Raw genomic sequence first — 24,873 nt, forward strand, 5'->3', positions numbered from 1 at the left:
TGCGCAGTGCGGCTTCGCGCATCTTCTCCCAGTCTTCGACGGCTTCGCGCACATCGGAGAGGACCCGCAGAAGGTCACTGGTGATCTGCTTCAGGTCGGGCCGATCGGTCTCGCGATCGATCTCGACATGAATCCAGGACTCGATGAGCGCGTCGTGCGGAAGGTCCTTGGGATCCCTGGGGCGCTTCGCTGTGGGCAGTACCTCGATCAACTTGCCCGTGAGATCCCTGCGTACGGCGATCTGCGGGTGGATCACGACGTGAATACCGCGGCCCTGGCGGGAGAGTTCGTTGGTGACCGAGTCGACGAGGAAGGGCATGTCGTCGGTCACCACCTCCACGACGGAGTGGCTGCATGTCCAGCCGTTCTCCTCGACCGTCGGGGTGTGGACCCGGACATTGGCCGTGCCCTGGGGCCGAATCTCGGCCAAGCGGTAGTGGGAAAGCGCCGCTCCATAGACATCGACCGGGTCGCGGTCCGCGAGGTCCTCGGCGGCGGTGTGCAGGTAGTAGCGCTGGAGGTAGCTCAGCAAGACGCCCTGATCTGGACTCTCGCCCTGCTCCCCCCCGGTGGGATGACGCACCCCACCAGGGCTGTTCTCAGCTACCCGGGCGGCCCGTGTGAGCAGCTCGGCCTTTGCTTCGTCCAGCTTGGTCTGCATGTCCTCTGGCTCCTGTCGCGCGCCGTTGCGTGACGTAGGTGAAAGAAGCGACGCAACGCCACGACACGGGGTGTCCGGTCGGGGTCGACGTTATGCCGCGATGTGAGTTGCCCGAGCCGGAATCGACAAAAATCAACAATCGGCAAGGGGCTGAGGGATCGGCGATCGCCCCGGCGCGGTGGCGCTCCGGGCGAAGGCTGGGGGCTTCGCTGCCCCCAGGGCGTATCGCGCTGATCACGGCTCCAGGCTATCCCCCCTCACCCCTCAACAGTCATGAGCCTTATGTGTACAAAAGCGGGGTGCGAAGTTTGACACTCTGCACAGCGACACAGGCCCTCTTGGCAAACAGTCCCCGGCGGTGCAGGTTGTCGAGCGACGACACACGGTCACCGCCGGCGTGCCGAACGGGACCCGGGGACACCTCCTCGGGGCCCGCCAGGCCGCCAGCCCGACACCGGGAGCAGCCCATGACAGCCAAGGTCCTGATCGTCACCGGCGACGCAGCCGAGTCCCTGGAAGTGCTCTACCCCTATCAGCGGCTGCTGGAGGAGGGGTACGAGGTGCATATCGCGGCCCCCACGCGCAAGAAGCTCCAGTTTGTGGTGCATGACTTCGAACCGGGCTTTGACACCTACACCGAGAAGCCCGGCTATACCTGGCCGGCTGATCTGGCCTTCTCCGAGGTGAACCCCGGAGACTATGTGGCAGTGGTCATCCCGGGCGGTCGGGCCCCGGAGTACCTTCGGAACGACCCCGAGCTTCGCAAGATCCTCAAGGCCTTCTTCGACGCGGACAGGCCGGTCGCACAAATCTGCCATGGGCCGCTGTTGACGGCCGCGATCGGCAGTCTGGAGGGGCGCCGGGTCACGGCCTATCCGGCACTGGAACTCGATATGCAGGCGGTGGGAGCGAGCTTCCAGGACGCGGACGCGGTGGTGGACGGCAACCTGGTCTCCTCCCGCGCCTGGCCGGACCATCCCGCCTGGATGCGCGAATTCCTGAAGGTTCTGGCGACGGCTACGAAGGGGTGACGGACAGGTCCGCTCGGCTTGGTCCGGTCTCGTGTGTTCTTCCTCTTCTCGCTTGGTCTGGTCTGGTCCCGACTGCTCTGAAGGGGTGAAGGGGCACCGGACCGGGGTGGGCGGCGCTGGCTCAAGGGGTGCATGAGGAGCGGATATGAGGGTTCAAGGGCGGGTCCCCAGGGGTCCAGTGCCGAGAGGGGTGAGGGCTTGGAGGGGTTGAGGCCTGGGGCGTCGTCGGCCTGGCGGGCGAAACCCGGAGGCTTCGGGCACAGCTGGTTTTCGGGCGCGAGAAGCCCCTAGCCTGGGCGGAGGTCGAGCTCGGCGGAAGTTGGGTCCGGTGAAAGTTGAGTCCGGTGAAAGTCGGAGCTCGGCGAGTGACGGTCGAGATCGCTAGCCACGGGTGCTCCTGAGCCCTGGTGGCCCTTGGGCTCTGACCACCGGGAAGAGCCTCGGACACGGGGCTCTTCCCTCGCCGGACGGGTGGCGCGGTGCTGGGGCCCGGAGGCGGCATCGGTCAGAGGTGCGCCCCAGCAGGTGAGTCAGAGGTGCTGCCAGGCATTGACGAAAGCCCCGGCCAAGCCACGGCCCGGAGTTCGAAGGCCCGGTACCTGCGGTGTCGAGGACGCGGGTACTGGACCAAGGAAACCGGATGACCAGCCAGAAACCGAAGGCCGGTGCACATCCTTCGGCCGATGGAGCCGCCCCAGTGACAGCGTGCTTCACGCTCCAGCCAGCTGGCTGCACCCCAGCGCAGCCAGCTCCTTGCGCACTTGCTCCTATGCCACCAACCGCAAGGCGGCCTCCACCGCATCCTCCAGGGTGTCCACCACGGGCACCCCCACCAGCTCCAGACTCGCCCTGCTGTGCGATCCGCCCGTGTACAACACCGCCCGCGCACCGACATGCGCCGCCGCTATCGCGTCGTCGGCCGCATCGCCTATCACCACGGTGCGCTCCGGGGCCGCGGTCCCGATCAGCGCCGCAAGGTGAGCCTCCATATGGATCGCCTTGGAGCCACCGGAGCGCCCCCTCCGCCCCTCCACCCGTATGAAATGGCTCTCTATGCCGTAACCACGCACGATCGGCACCAGTTCGTCATGCCCATACAGACTCAGCAGCGACTGACTGCGCCCCGCTCGCCGCCACTCCCCCAGCAACTCCTCGGCCCCTTGAGTGAGCCCACAGGCGAGCCGGTGCTCGCTGTAGTAGCGATGGAAGGTCACATCCATCAGCTCCCACTCCTCGTCCGTGGGCAGCCGCCCCAGCAGCCGCTCATAGAACCGGGGAACCGGTACGCAGTACATCTCGCGGTACCGCTCCAGCGTGATCGGCTCCAGGCCTATGTCGGCGAAGGCGGCGTTCGTCGCCCCGATGACCGCGGTGATGTCATCGAGCAGTGTGCCGTTCCAATCCCAGATGAGATGGGCATCGTGAGTGCCCCTGCGCTTCCCCATGAAAAAACCGTACCCGCAGGGTCTGACAACCGACCCCGCCGACCACGGAACCCCGGGTCGGTCGCGGGCCTGAGGACTCAGTCGACCAGGCCCGGGATCTCCTGCACCCCAAACCAGAGCAGCTCATGGTCCTCGGCGCCGTCGACGGTGAACTGGGCATCGTCATCGCCCTGGTCGGCCGCCCCGAGTGCGGCCGCCGCCGCGGTGACGTCGTCCACGGCATCAGCCGCGTCCACATGGACCGCGGCCGCCTTCGCCAGGGGGACCGCCGTGGCGATCCGTACCTCTCCCAGCGAACTCGCGTCGAGCGCACGGTCGGGGTCGGCAACGGCGTCCTGGTCCCGGACGTCCAGCGCTACGACAACCCGCCGTCTGCGCTCGTCCGGGCGCCCGGCGATCAGCCTCAGCGAGGCCGCGGCGGCACGGTTGAGCGCCGCGTACTCAAGCTCCTCGACGTCATCGGAGACGTACCACTCGCGCAGTGCGGGTGTGACGCCGTAGGCGGTCAGCGGGCCGGGCCCTAGCTCGCCCGTCTTATGCGCCTCCGCGAGACCGGAGATCGTCAGGGGAACGTAGACGCGCATGACTGACCGCTTTCGTAGTCGGAAGACGCCCTCAGGATACGTGCGGGGTCCCCTTTCGGGCTGCCCCGTCAAGCCTGCGAACCGTCCACTCCGGACACCTCACACCCCCGCCGAACACCGCCTGTACTCGGCCTTCTCACTCTGATAGGTGATCCTTCCCGCCACCGGCCGCGGCGATGGCGGACCGTTGCGAGCTCCCGCGGCGCACCGTAAAAGATCAGCAAGAAAGTTACTGCCCGGTAGTTACTCACCGGGCCCGGCAGCACGGGGGCGGTTCGGATGGACAGGACGAGGCCAGCGGGACGACACGATCAGCGCAGGCCCGCCGGGCTGGCAGCATCGGCCCTGGCGCGGGCACAACGGCAGAACCAGCCGCGCTACTGGTTCGCCGACCGTCTCCTGGCGGTGCTCAGCGGCCAACGTCCGGTGCACTGGATGCTGGGTCACACCATCGGCGAGGCATACGAGCAGTTGGTGCGGCTTGCCCCCGGAGCGCCTCTGCGCCCTACGGAACGAGTGACTCCGGTTGTCCGGCATTGCGGTGCGTACCACCCGGGCCCCGGCGTGATCGAGGCTTTCGCCCGCATCGGTTCGGGCGACCGGGTGAGCGCGATGGCCTTCCGATTGGAACAGGGGGCTGATCAACGCTGGCGGTGCGCCGCGGTGGAGCTTGGAGGCGAACGCCTCAGCATGTCCTCCTAGCAAGCCGTCGCCGGACCCCTGAGCGCCCGCCCGGCGGCGCCCCGGCCCGCAACGGTGACGACATCCAGAGAGACACCAGAGGCCGCGCATACACCGACGTACTGCCGCCGCCCGCAGCTCAACCCGAGACTGATACGGACCATGAGCTACGAGCCATGAGCTATGCGCCACACCGAAGCGGCGGGGATCAGGGCAGGTCCCCGGGCCGCCTGCGACCCGCCTGGCTCGGCCGCGAGTGCCGATGGCCGCTATCCAGGCCAGAGCAGAGCCAGCGCCGCACGGCAGGCGGCAGGCGGCAGGCGGCAGGCGGCAGGCGGCACAGCAAACCAGTAGGGCCGGACATCATGTCGATGTCCGGCCCTACTGGTCACAACCGGTGAACCCCAACGGGGCCGCTTGCGGCTTCCCCTCGACGGGTTCGCTACTTCTTGCGACGGCGTCCTGAGCTGCGCTGGGCCTTGCGGCGCTCCGCACGCGTCATACCGTCCGACTCCGCACCGGAGCCCTGGTCGTCGTTGGTGAAGTCGCCTTCAACCACACCGCCCTCACCATCCACTGTGGGAGCGGAGAAGTGCAGTCGGTTCGGACGCTGCGGGGCCTCCAGGCCCTTCGCCCGGATCTCGGGACGCGCGGCGGGCACCGTGTCCTTGGGGGACTTCTTGTCGAGCGAGGGACGCCCCGCCGAGTCCTCCACCGGGACCTCTTCGACCTGCTGCTCGACCTGGACCTCCAGGTTGAACAGATAGCCGACGGACTCCTCCTTGATGCCGTCCATCATGGCGGTGAACATGTCGAAGCCCTCGCGCTGGTACTCCACCAGGGGGTCCTTCTGGGCCATGGCGCGCAGGCCGATGCCCTCCTGGAGGTAGTCCATCTCATAGAGGTGCTCGCGCCACTTGCGGTCGAGGACCGAGAGCACCACACGACGCTCCAGCTCACGCATGATCTCGGAGCCAAGCTGCTTCTCGCGCTCGTCGTACTGCTCGTGGATGTCGTCCTTGATGGACTCGGCGATGAACTCGGCGGTGATCCCGACACGGTCGCCGGCCGCCTCCTCCAGCTCCTCGACACTGGCCTTCACCGGGTAGAGCTGCTTGAACGCGCCCCACAGCCGGTCGAGGTCCCACTCCTCCGCGAAGCCCTCAACCGTCTCTGCCTGGATGTAGGCGTCAATCGTGTCGTCCATGAAGTGGCGGATCTGCTCATGCAGGTCCTCGCCCTCCAGAACACGACGGCGCTCGCCGTAGATCACCTTGCGCTGCCGGTTGAGCACGTCGTCGTACTTCAGGACGTTCTTACGCGTCTCGAAGTTCTGCTGCTCAACCTGCGACTGGGCCGAGGCGATGGCGCGGGTGACCATCTTGTTCTCGATCGGAACGTCGTCGGGGACGTTCGCCATCGCCATCACGCGCTCGACCATCTGTGCCTTGAACAGGCGCATCAGATCGTCACCGAGCGAAAGGTAGAACCGGGACTCGCCGGGGTCACCCTGACGCCCGCTACGGCCGCGGAGCTGGTTGTCGATACGACGGGACTCATGCCGCTCGGTGCCCAGCACATAGAGTCCGCCGAGGTCCTTGACCTCCTCGAACTCCGCCTTCACGGCAAGCTCGGCCTTCTCCATCGCCCGGGGGAGGGCAGCGGCCCACTCCTCGACATGGTCGACCGGGTCCAGACCCTGCTGGCGCAGCTCCGCCTCGGCGAGGTCGTCGGGATTGCCGCCAAGCTTGATGTCCGTACCACGGCCGGCCATGTTGGTGGCGACCGTGACCGCGCCCTTGCGGCCGGCCTGGGCCACGATGATCGCTTCTCGGTCGTGCTGCTTGGCGTTGAGCACCTCGTGCTGGACACCGCGCTTGTTGAGCTGCTGGGAGAGGTACTCGGACTTCTCGACCGAGGTGGTGCCGACCAGGATCGGCTGACCCTGCTCGTGCTTCTCCGCGATGTCATCGACCACGGCGGCGAACTTGGCGACCTCGGTGCGGTAGATGAGGTCGGACTGGTCCTTGCGGACCATCGGCCGGTTCGTGGGGATCGGGACGACACCGAGCTTGTAGATCTGGTGGAACTCAGCGGCCTCGGTCATGGCCGTACCGGTCATTCCGGACAGCTTGCCGTAGAGGAGGAAGAAGTTCTGGAGGGTGATCGTGGCGAGGGTCTGGTTCTCATCCTTGATGTCCACCCCTTCCTTCGCCTCGATCGCCTGGTGCATGCCCTCGTTGTAGCGGCGGCCGGCGAGGATACGGCCGGTGTGCTCATCGACGATCATGACTTCGCCGTCGATGACGACGTAGTCCTTGTCCTTCTTGAACAGTTCCTTGGCCTTGATGGCGTTGTTCAGATAGCCGACCAGGGGGGTGTTCACCGACTCATAGAGGTTGTCGATGCCCAGCCAGTCCTCGACCTTGGCGACACCGGACTCGTGGATGGCAACGGTTCGCTTCTTCTCGTCGACCTCGTAGTCGCCGGTCTCCTCGATGCCCTTGAGCTGATTGCCGGGCTCGCCCTTGGTCAACCGCTTGACCAGTTTGGCGAAGTCGCCGTACCACTTGGTGGCCTGGTCTGCGGGACCGGAAATGATCAGCGGTGTACGGGCCTCGTCGACGAGGATCGAGTCGACCTCGTCGACCACGGCGAAGTTATGGCCGCGCTGGACCAGCTCGTCCTGCGACCACGCCATATTGTCGCGGAGGTAGTCGAAGCCGAACTCGTTGTTGGTGCCGTAGGTGATGTCACAGGCGTACTGCTCGCGGCGCTGCGCGGGCGTCATGTTCGCAAGGATGCAGCCGACGTTCAGACCCAGGAACTTGTGGATGCGCCCCATAACCTCGGAGTCACGCTCGGCCAAGTAGTCATTGACCGTGATCAGATGCACGCCCTTGCCGGAGAGGGCGTTCAGATACGCGGGAAGGGCGCCGGCGAGGGTCTTGCCCTCACCGGTCTTCATCTCGGCGACATAGCCGAGGTGCAGCGCTGCGCCGCCCATCAGCTGCACGTCGTAGGGACGCTGTCCAAGGGTGCGCTTGGCGGCCTCGCGGACGGTGGCGAACGCCTCAGGAAGCAGGTCGTCGAGGCTTTCGCCCTCAGCGAAGCGCTCCTTGTACTCTTCCGTAAGCGCCCGCAACTCGGCGTCGGAGAGGTTGATGAAGTCCTCTTCGATGGAGTTGACCTGGTCCGCAATGCGGTGCAGTTTGCGCAGGATCTTGCCTTCGCCTGCACGCATGAGCTTGTTGAAGACGGACACTGAGGCTGGTCTCCTTGCCGATCGGGCCTGGCTAGGTCGTGATGGACACTGGCACGGGCACGGCAGGCGGACCCCACCGCAACGGCCATCGTAAGCGAGGACCGCACCGGGCCGGGAGGTCCACGGTCGGCAGGGCTCGCTGTTACCCGTATGAAGAACGCCCGGGACGCGTGGAAGGTGCCGGTGAGGCGGGAAAAGTGCTCGCATCCGACTGCCTACCCCACCAGAATCCGGCCATGGACCCCATCACACTCACCACCGAGCGCCTGCTGCTGCGAACCTTCACCTCTGAGGACACCGAGGCGGTCCATCGGGCCTGTCAAGACCCGGACATCCAGCGCTGGACGACGGTCCCCTCGCCCTATGCGCGCGAACACGCGGTCGATTTCACGGAGCAGACCGTCCCCGACGGCTGGCACAGCGGCACGATGTGCACCTTTGCGGTGCTGCCACGCGAGGGCGGCCCGCTCATGGCGTCGATCGCGGTCACCCTGCGCACCTACTCGGGCACCTGGGAGATCGGTTTCTGGACAACAAAAGAACACCGCGGGCGGGGAATCATGGCGGAGAGCGTCGCGGCGCTCGCCCACTGGACCTTCTCCCGGCTCGGTGCCACCCGGCTGGAGTGGCGGGCCGAGGTCGGCAACACCGCGTCGCGAGCGGTCGCTGAGAAGGCGGGATTCACGATCGAGGGCACGATGCGGGCGTCCCTGATGAACAAGGACACCCTCAGGGACGCCTGGGTGGGCTCGCTGCTCCCCTCGGACCTGGGACTGACCAGCCCGTACGCCTACCTCCCGGCCCGGGGCTGACCTTCTGTGCCCTCCTCGGCGCCCAAGCCGCCACGCTGCGCTCACACCCAGGACCGAACGGTCCCGAGCGCCGGCCCGGGACCGATCAGCCTGCTCCCGGGGGCGTGCCTCGCCTGTCAGTGCCGGCGTCTATCGTGCGGACCATGACCATGCTGCCGACTCCCGCCGCCGAACTCTCAGCCGACGAGGCGCGCCGGATAGCGCTGCGCGCCCAGGGGTTTCTGGGCGCGCCCGATCGTCGTGGCGGCGTGCGTGGGGTGCTGCGGCATCTGGGTGCCGTGCAGCTGGACACCATCTCGGTGCTGGCGCGCTCGCACGAGTTGATTCCCTACGCGCGCCTGGGCGCGGTCGCCCGGCGGGCCGTGGAGGATGCCTACTGGACGGACGGCCACAGCTTTGAGTACTGGTCCCATGCCGCCTGCATCCTGCCGGTCGAGGAATGGCCGCACTTCGCGTTCCGCCGCCGCGCCTACCGCGCCCGCCCCCAATGGCACCACGATCTCCCGGACGGCGCCTACGACACGGTGATCAAACAGCTGCGCGCCGAGGGGCCGCTCACCGCTACCGAGCTGGGTGGTGCGAAGAACGGCGGGGAGTGGTGGGACTGGTCCGCCTCCAAGGTCGCCGTGGAGCGAGCGCTGATGTACGGCGAGGTGGTGTGCACCGAGCGGCGTGGCTGGAAGCGGGTGTACGACCTGGCCGAGCGGGCCATTCCCGATGATCTCCTGGGGATGGAGCTGGCCGACGACGAGTGTCTGCGCCGACTGGTCCGGCTGGCCGGGGAGGCGCTGGGGGTGGGGACGAGGGCGGACATCGCCGACTACCACCGGCTGAAGGGTGAGCAGTTCGATGCCGTCGTAGCGGATTCCGGTCTGGTGCCGGTTTCGGTGGAAGGCTGGGCCAAGCCTGCGTGGGCCGATCCCCAGGCCCTGGCCACCGTGGCGCGCGGTCGCCACCGCACCACGCTGCTCTCCCCCTTTGACTCACTGATCTGGGAACGGGCGCGCACAGAGCGGATCTTCGGCTTTACACACCGGCTTGAGGCATATGTCCCCAAGCCCAAGCGGGTCTACGGTTACTTCGCGATGCCACTGCTCTCGGGCGGCAGGCTCCTGGGCCGGGTGGACCCAGCACGCGAAGGCAGCACGCTGGTGGCCAAACAGGTTTCACTGGACACTCCCAAGGCCGTAGCTCCGATGGCGCAGGCATTGCGGGAGGCAGCCGAGTGGGTGGGCTGCGATGCGGTACGAGTGGAACGCGTGGACAGTCCAGAGCTCGCCCCCGCCCTCATCGCCGCCCTGGCCTGAACTGTCCCCTCACCTCGGCGAGGCCGAGGCCGGTGCAGGACGCTTGGGCAGAAGAACGGTGGCGGCTGTCGCAGCTCTGCGCAGCCGCCCGCCCACCTAGTGCGCCGGCAGCGATGGCCGACCCGCAAGTACTGTCTCGCGGTCTGAGGCGGAGCAGCCCTTAGCGAATCTCCAGGATCTTCTCTCGCATCGCATAGACCACCGCCTCCATCCTGGAGTGCAGCTGAAGCTTCTCCAGGATGTTGCGTACATGGTTCTTCACGGTGTTTTCGGAGATGAACAACTGTTTGGCGATATCGCGGTTGTTCATGCCCGTGGCAACCAGTTTAAGGACTTCAAGCTCCCGGTCGGTGAGCCTGGGTGCCGGTACCAGCCGTCGCTCGTCGGTGCGCTGGATCATCGATTTGAACTCGGTGAGGAGCTTTGACGCCATCGACGGACTGATCTGCGACTGCCCGTCGGCGACCGCGCGGATGGCCGTTGCCACCTCATCCGTGGAGATCTCCTTGAGCAGATAGCCGGTGGCGCCCGCTTTGATCGCGTCGTAGAGGTCTGCCTCCTCATCGCTGATCGTCAGCATGATGATCTTCGCGCTGGGAGCCACCTCCTTGATGGAGGTGCAGGCCTCGATCCCGCCTCGCCGCGGCATCCGTACATCCATGAGCACGATGTCCGGCAGCAGGTCAGCGGCCTTGTCGACCGCTTCGGCCCCGTCGCCGGCCTCGCCGACGACTTGGATGTCCTCCTCCTGGGCGAGGACGATCTCCAGCCCTCTGCGGAAGAGGGCGTGGTCGTCGACCACGAGGACCCGGATCGGCTCGCCGTGAGAGCCGCCCGCTACGGCCGTTGCGGCCTCGACGACTGTGTCTCCGGCGTCGGCCGTGTGGTCGTGCACCGGCCCGAAGCTGTGCGCCATCGTTCCTCCCCCTGAAGGCAGTGGCCTGAAGGGCATGTCAGGTTGACCAACACCGGTGCATGGCGCACCGGTTGGCACTACAGCGCCATGCTTTCATGCCCAGACCGCGAAACGGTGATCCTTTGGGTCGCACAATGGTGCCCCTGAGGGCGCACAGGGCGCTTCAGGGGCACCTCCGCTCCTGTTCAGAAGGGGAACGGCGGGGTCAGCCGCCGAGCGCACCTCCGGCGCCGCCACTCTCGTCAGACCCCGCCAACGGGTCGGTCTCCAGGTGGATGACGCCATAGTCATAGGCGTGTCGCCGGTAGACGACACTGGGCTGCTTCGTCTCAGAATCGACGAAGAGATAGAAGTCGTGCCCGACCAGCTCCATTTCGTAGAGCGCCTGGTCGAGCGTCATCGGTGCCGCGGTATGGACCTTCTCGCGGACCACCAGCGGTCCCTCGCCCTGCACTTCGAGCGAGCCGATCTTGGTGGTCGGGATGGTTTCCGGCACCTCTGGCGCCGGGATGCGGCCATTGGCGTCCAGCTCAGCGACATTGGGGACCACGTCCACCACTTCGGCCGCCGACAACCGTCCGTTGCCCCGGCGGGTGTGGCGCTTGTCGTGCTGCTTCCGCAGCCGCGCCTCCAACTTGCCTGTGGCGAGATCGAGAGCGGCGTACGGGTCACCGGCGGCGGCCTCCGCGCGAATCACCGGACCCCGGGAGTGGAGGGTGATCTCCACACGGTCGGACCGCTCGGCTTGCCGCGGATTGTGCTCCTTGGACACCTCGACGTCCAGGCTGATTACCTTGGCGTCAAGCTTCTGGATCTTGTCCAGCTTCAGCTTCTCGGCCACGTGCTTGCGGAACCGCTCGGGTACCTCGGTCTTGCGGCCCTTGACGACGATGTCCACGCAGAACTCCGTTCCCGGATTGCTCCGCTCGCTCTTCGGCTGCGGAGCGTCTCCCTCTTGCACCAGACCCCGGTGAATGCCGGAGTCTCGGACTAGGCGACTTTCACCTCCTCCTCCCCAGTCGACAAGATCCCCACCCCATCAACTTTCGAGGTTCTTGTTGCCCCGAATCCCTGGCCGGAAGCCCGGCAGTGCATTCGATGGGGTACGGCCTCCCTATTCGCACATCCTCACAACCGAACATAGCTCGATCGGGCGGGTCTCGGCACCCGCTACCAGCGCGTACCTCCGTTCAGAGGCTTTTCTTCTCTTACTACCTGCAACGTTGCGCCTGCCCAGCCAGTTCCGTTTCATTTCAAAGGAACCGGTGGCGCCGCAACGACCGCAGCGCACAGCTGTGTGATTCCACCAAGTGCCCCCGTTTCGGTGGTCTCAATCCTGTTCCCCGTAATCCAAGGCTTCGGCCCGGCCGCCAAGCTCGCTCCCCGACGGCCGGGGGCTGCTGGACCCCCCGCATGCCCCTCATCCCCTGTAGCCCCCGTATGCGCCCCGTAGAGCCGGACCTGCCTCGCGACATCCCCGCGCGCCGCACGCTGCCCGGACGGTCTCGGTCGCTCTGACGGCCCTGGCTGCCCTGGCCCCGCTGCCGGCCCCAAGCGCCCCGGCCGTCCTGCCAGACCGGTTGTTCGTGCCAGACCGGTTGTTCGTGGTTGGCCTGACGAACCCGCACCGCCGGCCTCTCCTCCGTCGCTGTGCACCTGTCGCTCAGAATGAGGCGCTGCTCCTGGCAATCGCACTGTGCTGTCAGCTGTTTCAAGGAGTGGGTTCTGCATCGCGTCGCTCGCCTGCTCAGCCCGGGACATCACGCCATCGCCCGCTGCCTCCCCAGCGCTGCGGATGGCCCTCGCCGCCTCGGCCAGCGAGGCCCCCGTCGTCATCACGTCGTCCACCAGAACCGTCCTGCCGCCACGTAGGAGCCGCCAAGCACCTGGCACCACCTCCAGGGCCCCCGACAGGTTCTCCGCCCGCTGGGATGCCGTGAGGCTCGACTGGTCCGCGATTTCGCGCTGCTGCCGAAGCGCCGGGAGCGCCCGTGCCTCGATCCCCGCCCGCCGTAGCTCACGGGCAGCAGCCAGCGCGAGCCGTCGCACGGCGTCATGCCCCCTTGCTCGCACAACCCGCCGCGCCGAGGGGATGGGGACGAGCAGTAGCGGGCCCAGCGCCCCGCCGGCCGGAGCCACGGCCATCTGCACAGCGCCGGCGAGCGCTACCCCCAGGGGGCGGGCCAGCCCCAGGACGCCACGCTCCTTGTGCGCGATCAAGAGCGCCCTTACTGCATCGGCATACGGCGCTGCCGCGTACACCTCGGGAAGGCCCACGGGCGCGGGAACGGGCCTGGCACGGCGCGCAGCGGAGCCGTAGAGCTCATGCGCGCATCCTTCGCACAGCGGCGTGCGGGGAGCACCACAGCCCCCGCATGCGGCCGGCAGTACCAGGCCGGAGATCTCCTGCCACCACCCCCGCATGACCTCCACTGTGCCAACGGTTGCGGACCTCCGCCACCCCTGTGGATAACCCACCCATCAGGGCGGGCCCGATACGTTTCACCGGGATGGCCGATCACCCCGAAACGGCGCTCGCTGACCGACAGTCGGAGCACGGCTCCCACTGTCGGCACGGCCACTCCAGACGGGTGGGGTCTGCGTTCCCGGCGGGACTGCGGACCAGATGCCCAAGACCGCCGAGCTCCGGCCTGGCGAAGGCTGAATCAGCCCGGGTAGACGGGTGATGAGCCCTTGTCGACCACCGTCTGCCAGTTCGAACCGGCCGGCAGCCGAACGATGCCGTCGCCCGCCGAGTGCGCCACCAGAGGTCGCTGCTCGTTTTCGGACGCGGTAACGGCCGTCACCCCATTGAGCCCTGGCAGCACGGCTGCGGCCGAGCTGGATCCATCGGTCTGGATATAGCGCACCTGCTGCACCCCGCCGGCTTCCTTGCCAACCACGACCAGGCGGCTCGGGCCAGCCCAGGAAACCGCCGTCACCGTCTCCATCTGCGGTGCTGCCGGCCGTAGATCGGCAACGGTGACGACTTGGGCGTCCTTGGGACCCTGGCGCTCCACCCGCCCGATCTTCAGTGTCGTCGCGCCCCTCTCCGTCAGCAGAAGCGCGATGCGCGTACCGTCGGCGGAGACCCGCAGGGCCTCGATCCGTGCGCCATCGAGCCCCGGAAGGATCTTGACGGGCACGGGGGCACCCGCGCCGCCCGTGAATCGCAGCAGTTGCGGCTGATTGAGGTTACGGTCGGCGACCCACAGATCCCCGCGACCATCCCAGCTGGGCGCCGAGAGGCGATCCGTTGGCGCCTTGCCCTTGCTCTGCACCACGGTGACCGCCTGGGCATCGGCCGAGGTGATGGGTGCGACGACCAACTGCCGGGCGTCCTTGGAGAGTGCCGCGGCGGTGGTCTCATCGCGGGCGACCGCGACCGGCCCCAGCAGGAACTGCCCCGACCCCAGCACACCCGGCACCTGCTCGGGGGTGTCCTTGGCATCGTCGGGCAGCAGCGTCAGTCGGCCCTTCTCATCGACGAAGAACTGGTTGCTCGCCCTGGCCGCGGAGTGCTCCGACGCGTATCCACCCTCTTGGGTCCTGTTGAGCACACACAACTGGGTGCCGTCCGCACGCTGAAGCTCAACCTGCCCAACCCGGGTGGAGGACAGGTCCTTCAGGGTGAAAAGGATCTGCGCCGCCAGTTTGTTGCACTGCGTACGTCCGACGCTGGACGCGTTCTTGTTGAGCGGAACCTTCAGTACGTTCCGATCGTCAATCGTCAGTGTCTTGACGCCCTCTTTCAGCGTCGTACCGGTCGGAAACGGTGATTCGACCACCGGCTTCAACCAGTTCGTCGGGCCGTCGAGCAGAGCCTTGACCGCCTGTGTCACGGGGTCCATTCGGGTGACCGGGTCCATCCGCTGCCGAATGAAGACCGGGTCAGCGACCACGGTGTTGCGACCGGTGGCGAAGTAGTACTTGTTCACCGGAAGGTAATTGCGTTGGAAGTCGGAGGCACCGAGCACCAAGCCCTCAGGCATTTTGTCGATGCGCCACTCCGGACCGTCAGGACCGTTCTGTTCCGAGAGGTGAATCGTCTTCTCGTAGTCGGTCGGAGTGATCGCCTGATACGCGTGCTGCGCATCAACGAACGCGATCTGCTCACCGAGCAGCGGATAGTCCACCCCCGGGTTGTCCTGGCCGCCCGCTATCGCGTCACCCGGGTTGGGGGCAGCGGATAGCACCGTAGTGCGAACCTCCGGCTGCCAGCTCTTGGACATCTCAGGGGTGAGATAGGTACGAGCAGTGGCGAAGTTGGCGTCGTCGCTGGTCATCGCTTCGAGAAAGCCCGCAACGATCTCACCGGGTTTGGCTCCCGGTCTCGGCGGCACCGCGTCCACCCGCACCTGGGAGTCCGCCCGTGGAGAGGCCTTCACCGCACGGATGTCTCCACTGTCCGGCATCGAAGCGCACCCCACGAGCAAGGCACCGCTGCCGCCGAGCGCAGCGCCAAGACGCCAAGTACGGCGGCTCCCCTTCCGACCGTGCTCAACGCCCACGAGTCGTATCCTCCCGATTCGGCGATATCTCCGCCATGTCGTCGTCCTGGAGCTCCCCCGCGGGACGTGCCACCACACGGGCCCCACTGCCCGGCAGAGCCGCTGGGTTGACGCCGGCCGGAGCGGTTCGAGGGGGCGGGGGCACCCGCGGCGGTACCGACAGCGGCGAGCGGGGCGACACCGCCTGAACGGGCAGGGAGGCCAGCAAGTGCCCGTTTGATCGCGGCGCGGTGGTCGCAGCTTGCGCGGCCTGGGCCCGCTCACGGTTCTGCCGTGAGTCCTCGGGCTCCAACGGTATGGGTGAACCTCGCAACGGCTCATCCGCCGTACGGGGCAGAGTCAGCCGGAACTGCGAACCGCCTCCCGGCTCGCCCCACGCCTGCAGCCAGCCGCCGTGCAATCTGGCGTCCTCGACTGCGATGGAGAGTCCCAGACCGGTGCCACCGGTGGTACGCGCCCGCGCCGGGTCCGCTCGCCAGAAGCGGTTGAACACCCGGGTGGCCTCGCCGGGCTTCAGACCAACGCCGTAGTCCCGTACGGCGACGGCGACAGCTCCGCCTGCGACTGCCAGCCGGACCACGACGTCCCGACCCTCACCATGCTCGACCGCGTTGACGACGAGGTTCCGCAGCACGCGCTCCACCCGGCGGGCATCGGCCTCCGCGATCACGGGCTGTTCATCGCCGAGCACCCGTATCCGCGTGCCCTTGCGCTCAGCCAGTGGCTCGGCGCCACCGATCACCCGGCGGACAACCTGGCGTAGGTCTATCGGCTCGGCCTCCAGCGCTGCCGCCCCCGCGTCAAACCGGCTGATCTCCAACAAGTCAGAGAGCAGCGACTCAAAGCGGTCAAGCTGATCGCCGAGCAGCTCCGCCGAACGCGCCGTCACCGGGTCGAAGTCGCTACGGGCCTCATGGATGACATCGGCGGCCATACGGACCGTGGTCAGTGGAGTACGCAGCTCATGGGAGACATCCGAGACGAAGCGTCGCTGCATCCGCGACAACTCCTCCAGCTGCTGGATCTTGAGCTGAAGGTTCTGTGCCATCTTGTTGAAGGCTTCACCGAGCCGGGCGATGTCGTCCTCGCCCGTCACCTTCATCCGCTCCTGAAGCCGACCGGCCGACAACCGCTCCGCGATCCCCGCAGCCATCCGTACCGGTGTGACGATCTGCCGCACCACCAGCCAGGCGATCGCGCCGAGCAGCACCACCACGAAGAGACCAGCCGTCGCGAGCGTGCCCCTGACGAGATTGAGCGACTGCTCCTCCTGCGCGAGCGGGAAGAGGTAGTACAGCTCGTAGGGATTTCCCTCAATGTCATTGAGCTGTGTTCCGACGACCAGACCGGCCTGCGGCTCACGCTCGTCGTTCTTGTACTGGATCTTGATGTACGTCTCGTACGTCCCAGTCCCCTGCCCCACCGCCTGACGCAGGTTCTCCGGGATGGAGGCGACATGGACGCCCCCGGACGTACGGGGGCCGAGGTGCAGCCCCTCCTCCGGGGAGTCGACACTCAGCGCAACGACACTGAACGCGCCCTGACCGCCGCTGGCGAGCTGCTCCACCAGATCGGACCGCCACGAGCTGGTGGCGGCCTGTCCATCGCTGCCCGCACCGGTCGGACCTGGCCCGACCAGGGCATTGGCCCGGTCACGTGCCACGGCGAAACCGCCCGCGGCCTGACTCTGCGCGGCCTTGCCCTTGGCATCGAGCAGACCGTTGCGCACTTGGCCAATGACTACGAAACCGAGCAGCACCACCACCCCGAGTGACATCAGCAGAGTGGTCACCACGATCCGGAGCTGGATGTTCCTGCGCCAGAGCCGCACTGCGGGCAGCAGCGGACGCCGCACCCAGCGCATCAAGAGCCGCAGCAGTAGGCGCCCAGGCTCACCGTCGCGATCCGACCGGCCGCCTTGCAGCAACCGGCCGATGCGCGACGGCCCAGACCCCGGCCCGGCAGTCCGCCCCGTACGGACTCCCGGCTGCCCGGGCTGCGGAGCGACACTGCCGCGAGGCATATCAGCTCGGCCCGGCCTTGTAACCGACACCACGGACGGTCACCACGATCTCCGGACGCTCCGGGTCCTTCTCCACCTTGGAACGCAACCGCTGCACATGGACATTCACCAGCCTGGTGTCGGCGGCGTGGCGGTAGCCCCACACCTGCTCCAGCAGCACCTCACGGGTGAACACCTGCCACGGCTTGCGGGCAAGGGCCACGAGCAGGTCGAACTCCAGCGGGGTCAGCGCGATCGACTGGCCCTCCCGCTTCACCGAATGACCGGCCACATCGATGACCAGATCTCCGATGGTCAGCTGCTCGGGGGCCGGCTCCTCGGACCTACGCAGCCTTGCCCTGATCCTGGCGACCAGCTCCTTCGGTTTGAACGGCTTGATGATGTAGTCATCGGCACCGGACTCCAGGCCTACGACGACATCCACCGTGTCGCTCTTGGCGGTGAGCATCACGATCGGCACCCCGGACTCAGCCCTGATCAGCCGGCATACCTCGATGCCATCCCGTCCGGGGAGCATGAGGTCCAGCAGTACAAGATCCGGTTTGGCCTCACGGAAAGCGGCAAGTGCCTTGTCACCGTCCGCTACAAAAGACGGCTCGAAACCTTCACCACGCAGCACAATCCCGAGCATCTCGGCCAGTGCGGTGTCGTCATCGACGACAAGGACTCGTCCCTTCATAATCGACATCATCCCATTAGCTAATCGTTACCTGGCGTGACCTGACACACAGCTCCGCGATTCCGCCCCCGGTGACCGGGGACAACGCTCCCGCCTCGGTGACGATCGCGGTCACCAGCTCCGGCGGTGTGACATCAAAAGCAGGGTTGTACGCCGGTGTCCCCAACGGCGCAACCGGCACCCCTCCACTTGCTCCTCCCTCAGCGGTCAACAGGTGCGGAGCAGCGACATATGTCACCTCATGCCCTGATCTCTGCTCCACTTCGATCATGGCCCCGTCTGCCGTGTCAAGGTCGATCGTCGTCGTGGGCGCAACCACGATGAACGGCACGTGGTGGTACTTGGCCAGCACCGCGAGCGGGTAGCTGCCCACCTTGTTGGCAACTGAACCATCAGCAGCAATGCGATCGGCTCCGATGAGCACGGCGTCGACCTCACCCGCCGCGAAAAGCGATCCCGCAGCATTGTCCGTCAGCAAGGTGTACGCGAGACCACCGCGTGCAGCCTCGTACGCCGTCAACCTGGCACCTTGTAGCAGCGGCCTCGTCTCGTCCACCCACAGCCGCCGCAACCGGCCCGCGCGATGCGCGGCCAAAGCCACCGCGAACGCCGTCCCCTCACCACCTGAAACCAGCGCCCCAGTATTACAGTGAGTGAGGATTCGATGATTTCCCTCGGGTAGCAGCTCATCCAACAGAGCAAGTCCGTGCCCTGCCATCCGAGCGCTGGCATCGGCATCCTGCTGGTGCAATTCCCTGGCCGCCGCGAGCGCGGCCTGAGCCGCCGGCGCACTTCCCTTCCCCGCCGCCGTCCGATAGGCATCCAGCGCCCGCCGGACTCCGTACGCGAGATTCACCGCGGTGGGTCGCGAGCGCCCCAGTAGCGATGCTGCTTCCTCCACGTCTTGGCCACGCGCGGCAGCAAGCGCCACCCCATAGGCGCCCGCGATGCCGAGCAGCGGCGCGCCCCGTACGGCGAGCGTCTTGATCGCCTGGACCAGGGCGGGCACATCTGTACAGGACAACTCGACCTCATCGGCGGGAAGCCGCGTCTGGTCGAGGAGCACCACTATGGGCCCTTCCGGCGACTCCTCCCAACGGAGCGAGGGAATCCTGCGCGGTTCCCCACGGGCCTGGTTCTGCGCGTACTGATCAGCCATCTGCCCAGTCTGCCTGGTGAACTACCGACATTGAAGACGAGAAGGAGATACGGGGGCCGACCCGTCAGCGGGTCACGCGTGGCACGATGGCTGCCTGCCTGCCGAACTGATACACGGACGGGCACCGTGCACACACCGGCTCGCCGAGCCGGCCCCCAACCCAAGCCATGAGGTGGACAACCGTGAACGACACTCCGGGCTGGGCTTCGCCCGGATCGGCTCCCTCCGGTGAACAGGACGCCGGAGTGCCCCGGCCGGCCGGCCCCACCGACGAGAACGGCCCCGCCTCCAAGTGGTCGACCAACCAACCCCCAGCGGCGCAGTGGTCCCCTCCGTCCGGCCAGAACCAGTACGGTGCTCCCCAGCCGCCGAACTCCGGCTGGGGAGGCCACCAACCCCGGGGCGGCTGGGGCCCACAGGCCGCCGCGAAGCCCGGAGTGATCCCCCTTCGCCCGCTGGGTGTCGGCGAGATCCTCGATGGTGCGGTCTCCACCCTGCGGGCGCATTGGCGCACCGTGTTGGCCATCACGATCACGATTTCCGTGATCTCTCAGATCGCCACCATCCTGGGGGAGCGCTATCTGCTGCCCGAGCCACCGGCGATCGACAAGAACGCAGACACCTCCGAGACCCTTGCCGCGGCCATCGACTCCAGCACGGCTTCGTTGAGTTACTCCGCGAGCATCACGCTGATCGCCACCCTCTTCACGACGGCACTTCTCACGGTGATCATCAGCCGCTCGGTGCTGGGGCGTCCGGTGAAGCTGTCCGAGGCCTGGAAAGAAGCCCGCCCACGGCTGCCGAAGCTGTTCGGGCTGACCCTCCTGCTTCCCCTCATGGCCGGTGCCATCGTCTTCGTGGCCATGCTCCCCGGCATGGTGGTGGGCGGTGACCCAGGGGCCGCTCTCTCGGTGCTCGGGGTACTCGCAGCACTCCCCGTCGTCGTCTGGCTCCTGGTCCGCTTCGCCCTCGCATCGCCCGCTCTGATGCTGGAACGCCAAGGAATCATCGCGTCGATACGCCGTTCCTCCAAACTTGTCCAGGGCGCATGGTGGCGGACCTTCGGCATCCTCGCGCTGACACTCCTGCTGACATTCCTGGTAGCGATGATCATCGCGATTCCGTTCAGCATTGGCGCGTTCGCCGCCGACGGCGACGGTCTGAGCAGCCTCATCCGGGAGGAAACCCCTGACTACGGCTGGCCGTTCCTGATCATCACCGGCATCGGTGCGGTCATCGCGTCCTCCATCACCTATCCGATCTCCGCTGGTGTGACCGTCCTCCTCTATATCGACCAGCGCATCCGCCGAGAGGCACTGGACATCGAACTCGCCCGCGCAGCCGGCGTCACTGGCTACGGCCCCGGGTCCCCCGCCAGCGAGCACAGGAGCTGATGGGGTGTTCGGCCCGGGGGGTAGGACATCAGCGCTCAAGCGGCTCCGCGCCACTGATGAAGTCCCCGTGGACACCCCCCGGGTCCCAGCCCGTGAGGCAGCGGAACAAGAGCTGTCCCGGCCCGAGTACCACGAGAACGATCCCCATCTCCTCCAGCGGGCGATCGACCGCTTCTGGGAGTGGGTCGGTGACGCCTTCTCCGCCGCATCCACCGCGGCACCCGGCGGACTCGTCGGCCTGATCGTCATCGTCCTGGTCACCCTTGCTCTGCTCACCGCCCTCTGGTGGCGGCTGGGATCGCCCCGACGAGCCCCCGGCCCCGTGAGCCCACTCTTCGACGATGCCCCACGCAGCGCGGCCGAGCACCGCGCGGCGGCCGAGGTCCATGCCGCAGCCACCCAGTGGACGCCAGCAGTCCAGGAACAGATGCGGGCCATCGTGCGCTCACTGGAGGAACGGGACCTCCTAGAGCCGCGCCCCGGCCGCACGGCTGATGAAGCCGCCGCCGACGGGAGCCTCTCCCTCCCCGGCCACTCCCCCGAGTTGCACGCCGCCGCAAGGGACTTCGACGACGTCACATACGGCGGCCGCACCGCTACCCGCGATGTGTATCTCCGCCTGCGGAAACTCGACGAGGCGCTAGAGCGCACGAGTCCACGACTGACCGGCGCCGCTTCGGGAGCGGGCGAGTGACCAAACCCTCCGCCGACGCGACATCCATGTCCCCCACCGCTCATCAGGTCTGGACCCGCGCCCGCGGTCTGCTGCTCGCGCTCCTCATCATCGTCGTGGGGGGAATCACCGCGGCTGCCCTGCGCTCGGGTGACCACCATGGACACCTCGACCCCCGCTCCGCCGACCGTCTCGGCAGTCGCGCAGTCGCGACACTCCTTCACAACCGTGGAGTCTCGACTCGCGTCGTCACTACCCTCGACACAGCCACCGCGGCGGTCGGCAGGAACACCACCCTCGTGGTCGCCCACCCCAATATGCTGACCGATGCTCAGCGGGAGGCCCTCCACTACGCCATGGAGACTTCCGGGGGGCGCACGATCCTCCTCTCGCCCGGCACCGAGTCCGTGGCAACGTTGGCGCCGGGCGTCCGCTCCACTACCCCGGGACCCGTCGCTGCCCGAGATCCGCAGTGCTCCCTCGCAGCCGCTCGCAGTGCCGGCAACGCCGACCTCGGCGGCCGGCAGTACATCACCGAAGCACCGGGCGCCGATGCGTGCTACCCCCGCGACGGCCGCCCCACCCTGCTGCGATTCGACACGCCCAACAACGGCGACACCGTCCTTCTCGGCTCGGCCGACATCCTCTACAACCACCGTTTGGATGATCACGGAAACGCCTCCCTCGCACTCCAGCTCCTGGGCTCCCGGCCCCATCTGGTGTGGTACCTCCCTTCATCCGGTGACGGCTCGACGACCAATGGCAGCGGAGACCCCGAGAGCACCTTCCTCGAACTCATCCCCTCTGGCTGGCTCTGGGCGACGCTCCAACTCGCCCTCGCAGCCACCCTCGCGGCGATCTGGCGCGGGCGTCGCCTTGGCCCGCTCGTCACCGAAAGGCTCCCCGTGGCAATCCGAGCTTCTGAATCCACCGAAGGTCGCGCGCGCTTGTACCACCAGGTCAATGCCCATGACCGAGCGGCAGCGGCCCTGCGCTCCGCCACCCGAACCCGCCTTGCCGCGCTCCTCGGCGTAGCGCCGGCCGACGCGCACTCCACCGCAATCCTGATCCCCGCTGTCGCCACCCGAACCTCCCCCGCCGACCGCGATCTCACCGCACTGCTCTTTGGCCCTGCACCAGCCAGTGACACCGCCCTTGTCCTTCTCGCAGACCAACTCGACGCCCTCGAAAAAGAGGTACGCACTTCATGAGCGCCCCGACTCCCGAGACAGCCAAGAACTCGGACCGCGCCCGCGCCTCACTTGAGGCTCTACGCACCGAGATCGCCAAGGCCGTGGTCGGCCAGGACCCAGCTGTCACCGGACTTGTCGTGGCACTGCTCTGCCGAGGGCATGTCCTTCTCGAAGGAGTCCCAGGAGTCGCGAAGACCCTCCTGGTGCGCGCCCTCGCGGCAACTCTCGAACTGGACACCAAACGAGTTCAGTTCACACCTGATCTCATGCCGAGCGATGTCACTGGCTCGCTCGTCTACGACGCCCGCACTGCCGAGTTCTCGTTCCAACCAGGCCCCGTCTTCACCAACTTGCTGCTCGCCGATGAAATCAACCGCACACCCCCCAAGACCCAGTCATCGCTTCTGGAAGCCATGGAGGAACGCCAGGTCACGGTCGATGGCACTCCGCGTCCCCTCCCCGACCCCTTCCTGGTCGCAGCCACCCAGAACCCGGTCGAGTACGAGGGCACATATCCCCTGCCTGAGGCCCAACTCGACCGCTTCCTGCTCAAATTGACGGTTCCGCTGCCATCCCGCGAGGACGAGATCAGCGTCCTCACCCGTCACGCCCAGGGCTTCAACCCACGCGATCTCCAAGCCGCGGGCCTACGAACAGTGGCGGGGCCAGCTGACCTGGAGAAAGCTCGCGCCGCTGTCGCCGGCACGTCGATCTCCGCTGAGATCACCGGCTATGTCGTCGATATCTGTCGTGCCACGCGTCAATCTCCCTCGCTCGCCCTCGGAGTGTCACCCCGAGGAGCCACAGCACTGCTATCCACCGCACGTGCCTGGGCCTGGCTCACAGGCCGCGACTATGTGATTCCGGACGATGTGAAAGCCCTGGCCCTGCCAACGCTTCGCCACCGGATCCAGCTGCGTCCCGAAGCGGAGATGGAAGGGGTCACTCCAGACTCCGTCATCACCGCGATCCTCAGCCACGTCCCCGTACCCCGTTAGAGCGAGAGCCATGGCCCTCACCGGACGAACCGCGCTCCTCGCAGCTCTTGGCTCTCTCCCCGTGGGCATCCTCGCGCCCAGCTGGACCGGGATGCTTGCCGTCAATGCGCCGCTCGCTCTAGCAATTCTGTGCGATTACGCCTTGGCTGCGCCAGTACGAAAGCTTCGATTCACTCGAAGTGGTGACACAACAGTTCGACTCGGCGAACGCGCGGATGTGCGGCTCACCGTCATCAACCCTTCCAGAAGGCCTCTCCGCGCCCAGCTCAGAGATGCCTGGCCGCCGAGCAGTTGGACGTCGGGCACTGAACAAGCGGCGTCCCGACACAGAGTGCGGGTGCCCGCGGGGGAACGCCGGCGTATCAGCACTGTGCTGCTCCCCACCCGCCGAGGCGACCGACACTCGGAACAGATCACCGTCCGCTCTTACGGCCCTTTGGGTCTCGCCACCCGCCAGGGAAACCACAAGGTCCCCTGGACGGTCCGAGTGCTGCCTCCTTTCACCAGCCGCAAGCACCTTCCGTCACGACTGGCTCGACTGAGGGACCTCGATGGACGTACCAGCGTTCTGATGCGCGGGCAGGGAACCGAGTTCGACAGCCTCCGTGACTATGTGCCGGGGGATGACACCCGCTCGATCGACTGGCGCGCCACAGCACGCCAGACCACCGTCGCCGTACGCATGTGGCGGCCGGAACGGGACCGTCACATCCTTGTCGTGCTCGACACGGGTCGCACCTCAGCTGGACGAGTCGGCGATGTGCCACGACTCGATGCGGCCATGGACGCAGCGCTTCTCCTCACCACTCTCGCTTCGCGGGCAGGCGACCGGGTGGAACTCCTTGCCTATGACCGTCGTATTCGGGCGCAGGTGCAGGGTCGAGCGGCCAGCGAGCTTCTGCCTGCGATGGTCAATGCCCTGGCCCCCTTGGAGCCGGAACTCGTGGAAACGGATGCCCGTGGGCTCAGCGCAGCTGCTCTGAGAAGCGCTCCGCGTAGATCTCTTATCGTCCTTCTCACCGGCCTGGACGCTGCCCCGATCGAGCAAGGGCTGCTCCCGGTGCTGCCCCAACTCACTCGGCGCCACACCGTGCTGGTGGCTTCCGTCGCTGACCCTTGGGTTCAGCAGATGGCGTCAGCGCGGGGAGATATCCATGCCGTGTATGAGGCGGCCGCTGCCACTCAGACCTTGAATCAGCGCCGACGCACTGCGGAACAGTTGCACCGTCACGGCGTCACAGTGGTGGATGCCGCGCCCGAAGATCTGGCTCCGGCGCTTGCCGATGCCTATCTGAAGCTCAAGGCGAGCGGTCGGCTGTAGGTCGTGCCGTCTTGGGTCATGGGCACGACTACCCCTACCCGCTACCCGTGAAATACCGGGCGGGCCCCATGGAATACAAGGCAGGAAAAAAGTGGGGGCCTCTACGTGTTGAACGCAGAAATGCCTCAACCCCCGCACCATGGGTACGGGGGTTGAGGCTAAAGATTGTTCGGCGGTGTCCTACTCTCCCACAGGGTCCCCCCTGCAGTACCATCGGCGC

18 protein-coding genes and 1 pseudogene are annotated in these 24,873 nt (G+C 66.9%); 9 read left to right on the forward strand and 10 right to left on the reverse strand.

What is annotated here, in order from left to right:
• Positions 1-661: pseudogene (locus NBG84_RS29185) on the reverse strand (NAD-glutamate dehydrogenase domain-containing protein); the annotation flags it as partial.
• Between the two features lie 467 nt (positions 662-1,128).
• Here NBG84_RS29185 and NBG84_RS29190 point away from each other — a divergent pair.
• Positions 1,129-1,692, forward strand: a complete 564-nt coding sequence (locus NBG84_RS29190) for a DJ-1/PfpI family protein (RefSeq protein WP_250922611.1) — start codon at positions 1,129-1,131, stop codon at positions 1,690-1,692.
• A 767-nt stretch (positions 1,693-2,459) separates the two neighbouring features.
• Here the strand turns inward: NBG84_RS29190 and NBG84_RS29195 are convergent.
• Positions 2,460-3,137 carry an HAD family hydrolase gene (locus NBG84_RS29195; RefSeq protein ID WP_250922612.1) on the reverse strand — a complete coding sequence of 226 codons (678 nt, stop codon included), beginning with the start codon at positions 3,135-3,137 and terminating at the stop codon, positions 2,460-2,462.
• A 77-nt stretch (positions 3,138-3,214) separates the two neighbouring features.
• Entirely contained in the window at positions 3,215-3,721 is a 507-nt protein-coding gene (locus NBG84_RS29200) for a DUF6912 family protein (RefSeq protein ID WP_250922613.1), read from the reverse strand.
• Positions 3,722-4,000: 279 nt separating this feature from the next.
• Here NBG84_RS29200 and NBG84_RS29205 point away from each other — a divergent pair, with 279 nt between their 5' ends.
• A complete protein-coding gene (locus tag NBG84_RS29205) occupies positions 4,001-4,423 on the forward strand; it encodes an Rv3235 family protein (protein WP_250922614.1) in 423 nt (140 codons plus the stop codon).
• A gap of 421 nt (positions 4,424-4,844) precedes the next feature.
• On the opposite strand, the gene secA is transcribed toward NBG84_RS29205, so the two are convergent.
• Entirely contained in the window at positions 4,845-7,667 is a 2,823-nt protein-coding gene (secA, locus tag NBG84_RS29210; protein ID WP_250922615.1) for a preprotein translocase subunit SecA, read from the reverse strand.
• Positions 7,668-7,903: 236 nt separating this feature from the next.
• Here secA and NBG84_RS29215 point away from each other — a divergent pair, with 236 nt between their 5' ends.
• Together NBG84_RS29215 and NBG84_RS29220 are read left to right on the forward strand one after the other, a co-directional pair.
• Positions 7,904-8,479: a GNAT family N-acetyltransferase gene (locus NBG84_RS29215; protein ID WP_250922616.1), complete on the forward strand. Its 576-nt coding sequence runs from the start codon at positions 7,904-7,906 to the stop codon at positions 8,477-8,479.
• 143 nt (positions 8,480-8,622) lie between these two features.
• Entirely contained in the window at positions 8,623-9,786 is a 1,164-nt protein-coding gene (locus NBG84_RS29220) for a winged helix-turn-helix domain-containing protein (protein ID WP_250922617.1), read from the forward strand.
• A 160-nt stretch (positions 9,787-9,946) separates the two neighbouring features.
• Here the strand turns inward: NBG84_RS29220 and NBG84_RS29225 are convergent, their stop codons facing one another.
• The 6 genes from NBG84_RS29225 to mtnA form a co-directional block, all read right to left on the reverse strand.
• On the reverse strand, positions 9,947-10,702 hold the full coding sequence (locus NBG84_RS29225) for a response regulator (RefSeq protein WP_250922618.1): 756 nt from the start codon (positions 10,700-10,702) through the stop codon (positions 9,947-9,949).
• Positions 10,703-10,907: 205 nt separating this feature from the next.
• A complete protein-coding gene (gene hpf / locus NBG84_RS29230) occupies positions 10,908-11,600 on the reverse strand; it encodes a ribosome hibernation-promoting factor, HPF/YfiA family (protein WP_250922619.1) in 693 nt (230 codons plus the stop codon).
• A 1,768-nt stretch (positions 11,601-13,368) separates the two neighbouring features.
• Positions 13,369-15,117 carry an LpqB family beta-propeller domain-containing protein gene (locus tag NBG84_RS29240; RefSeq protein ID WP_250922620.1) on the reverse strand — a complete coding sequence of 583 codons (1,749 nt, stop codon included), beginning with the start codon at positions 15,115-15,117 and terminating at the stop codon, positions 13,369-13,371.
• 85 nt (positions 15,118-15,202) lie between these two features.
• A complete protein-coding gene (gene mtrB, locus NBG84_RS29245) occupies positions 15,203-17,236 on the reverse strand; it encodes an MtrAB system histidine kinase MtrB (protein WP_250922621.1) in 2,034 nt (677 codons plus the stop codon).
• 1 nt (position 17,237) lies between these two features.
• Positions 17,238-17,927 carry a two-component system response regulator MtrA gene (gene mtrA, locus NBG84_RS29250; protein ID WP_285367885.1) on the reverse strand — a complete coding sequence of 230 codons (690 nt, stop codon included), beginning with the start codon at positions 17,925-17,927 and terminating at the stop codon, positions 17,238-17,240.
• 4 nt (positions 17,928-17,931) lie between these two features.
• Positions 17,932-19,074, reverse strand: coding sequence for an S-methyl-5-thioribose-1-phosphate isomerase (gene mtnA / locus NBG84_RS29255; RefSeq protein WP_250922622.1), 1,143 nt, complete (start codon positions 19,072-19,074; stop codon positions 17,932-17,934).
• Positions 19,075-19,256: 182 nt separating this feature from the next.
• Here mtnA and NBG84_RS29260 point away from each other — a divergent pair, with 182 nt between their 5' ends.
• From NBG84_RS29260 to NBG84_RS29280, 5 genes are all read left to right on the forward strand, one after another.
• Positions 19,257-20,468 carry a DUF7847 domain-containing protein gene (locus NBG84_RS29260; RefSeq protein ID WP_250922623.1) on the forward strand — a complete coding sequence of 404 codons (1,212 nt, stop codon included), beginning with the start codon at positions 19,257-19,259 and terminating at the stop codon, positions 20,466-20,468.
• Between the two features lie 67 nt (positions 20,469-20,535).
• Positions 20,536-21,162, forward strand: coding sequence for a DUF4129 domain-containing protein (locus NBG84_RS29265; protein WP_425608718.1), 627 nt, complete (start codon positions 20,536-20,538; stop codon positions 21,160-21,162).
• A 26-nt stretch (positions 21,163-21,188) separates the two neighbouring features.
• The gene (locus tag NBG84_RS29270; RefSeq protein ID WP_285367977.1) at positions 21,189-22,352 is read left to right on the forward strand and encodes a DUF4350 domain-containing protein; all 1,164 of its coding nucleotides are present in this window, start codon (positions 21,189-21,191) and stop codon (positions 22,350-22,352) included.
• Positions 22,349-23,332, forward strand: coding sequence for an AAA family ATPase (locus tag NBG84_RS29275; protein WP_250922626.1), 984 nt, complete (start codon positions 22,349-22,351; stop codon positions 23,330-23,332). The genes NBG84_RS29270 and NBG84_RS29275 overlap by 4 nt, the downstream gene beginning before the upstream one ends.
• 10 nt (positions 23,333-23,342) lie before the next feature.
• Positions 23,343-24,653 (forward strand): DUF58 domain-containing protein, encoded by a 1,311-nt coding sequence (locus NBG84_RS29280; RefSeq protein ID WP_250922627.1) that lies wholly within the window; start codon positions 23,343-23,345, stop codon positions 24,651-24,653.
• Positions 24,654-24,873: the final 220 nt, after the last annotated feature.

The sequence above is a fragment of the Streptomyces albipurpureus genome, from assembly GCF_023701525.1.
Classification (GTDB): domain Bacteria; phylum Actinomycetota; class Actinomycetes; order Streptomycetales; family Streptomycetaceae; genus Streptomyces; species Streptomyces albipurpureus.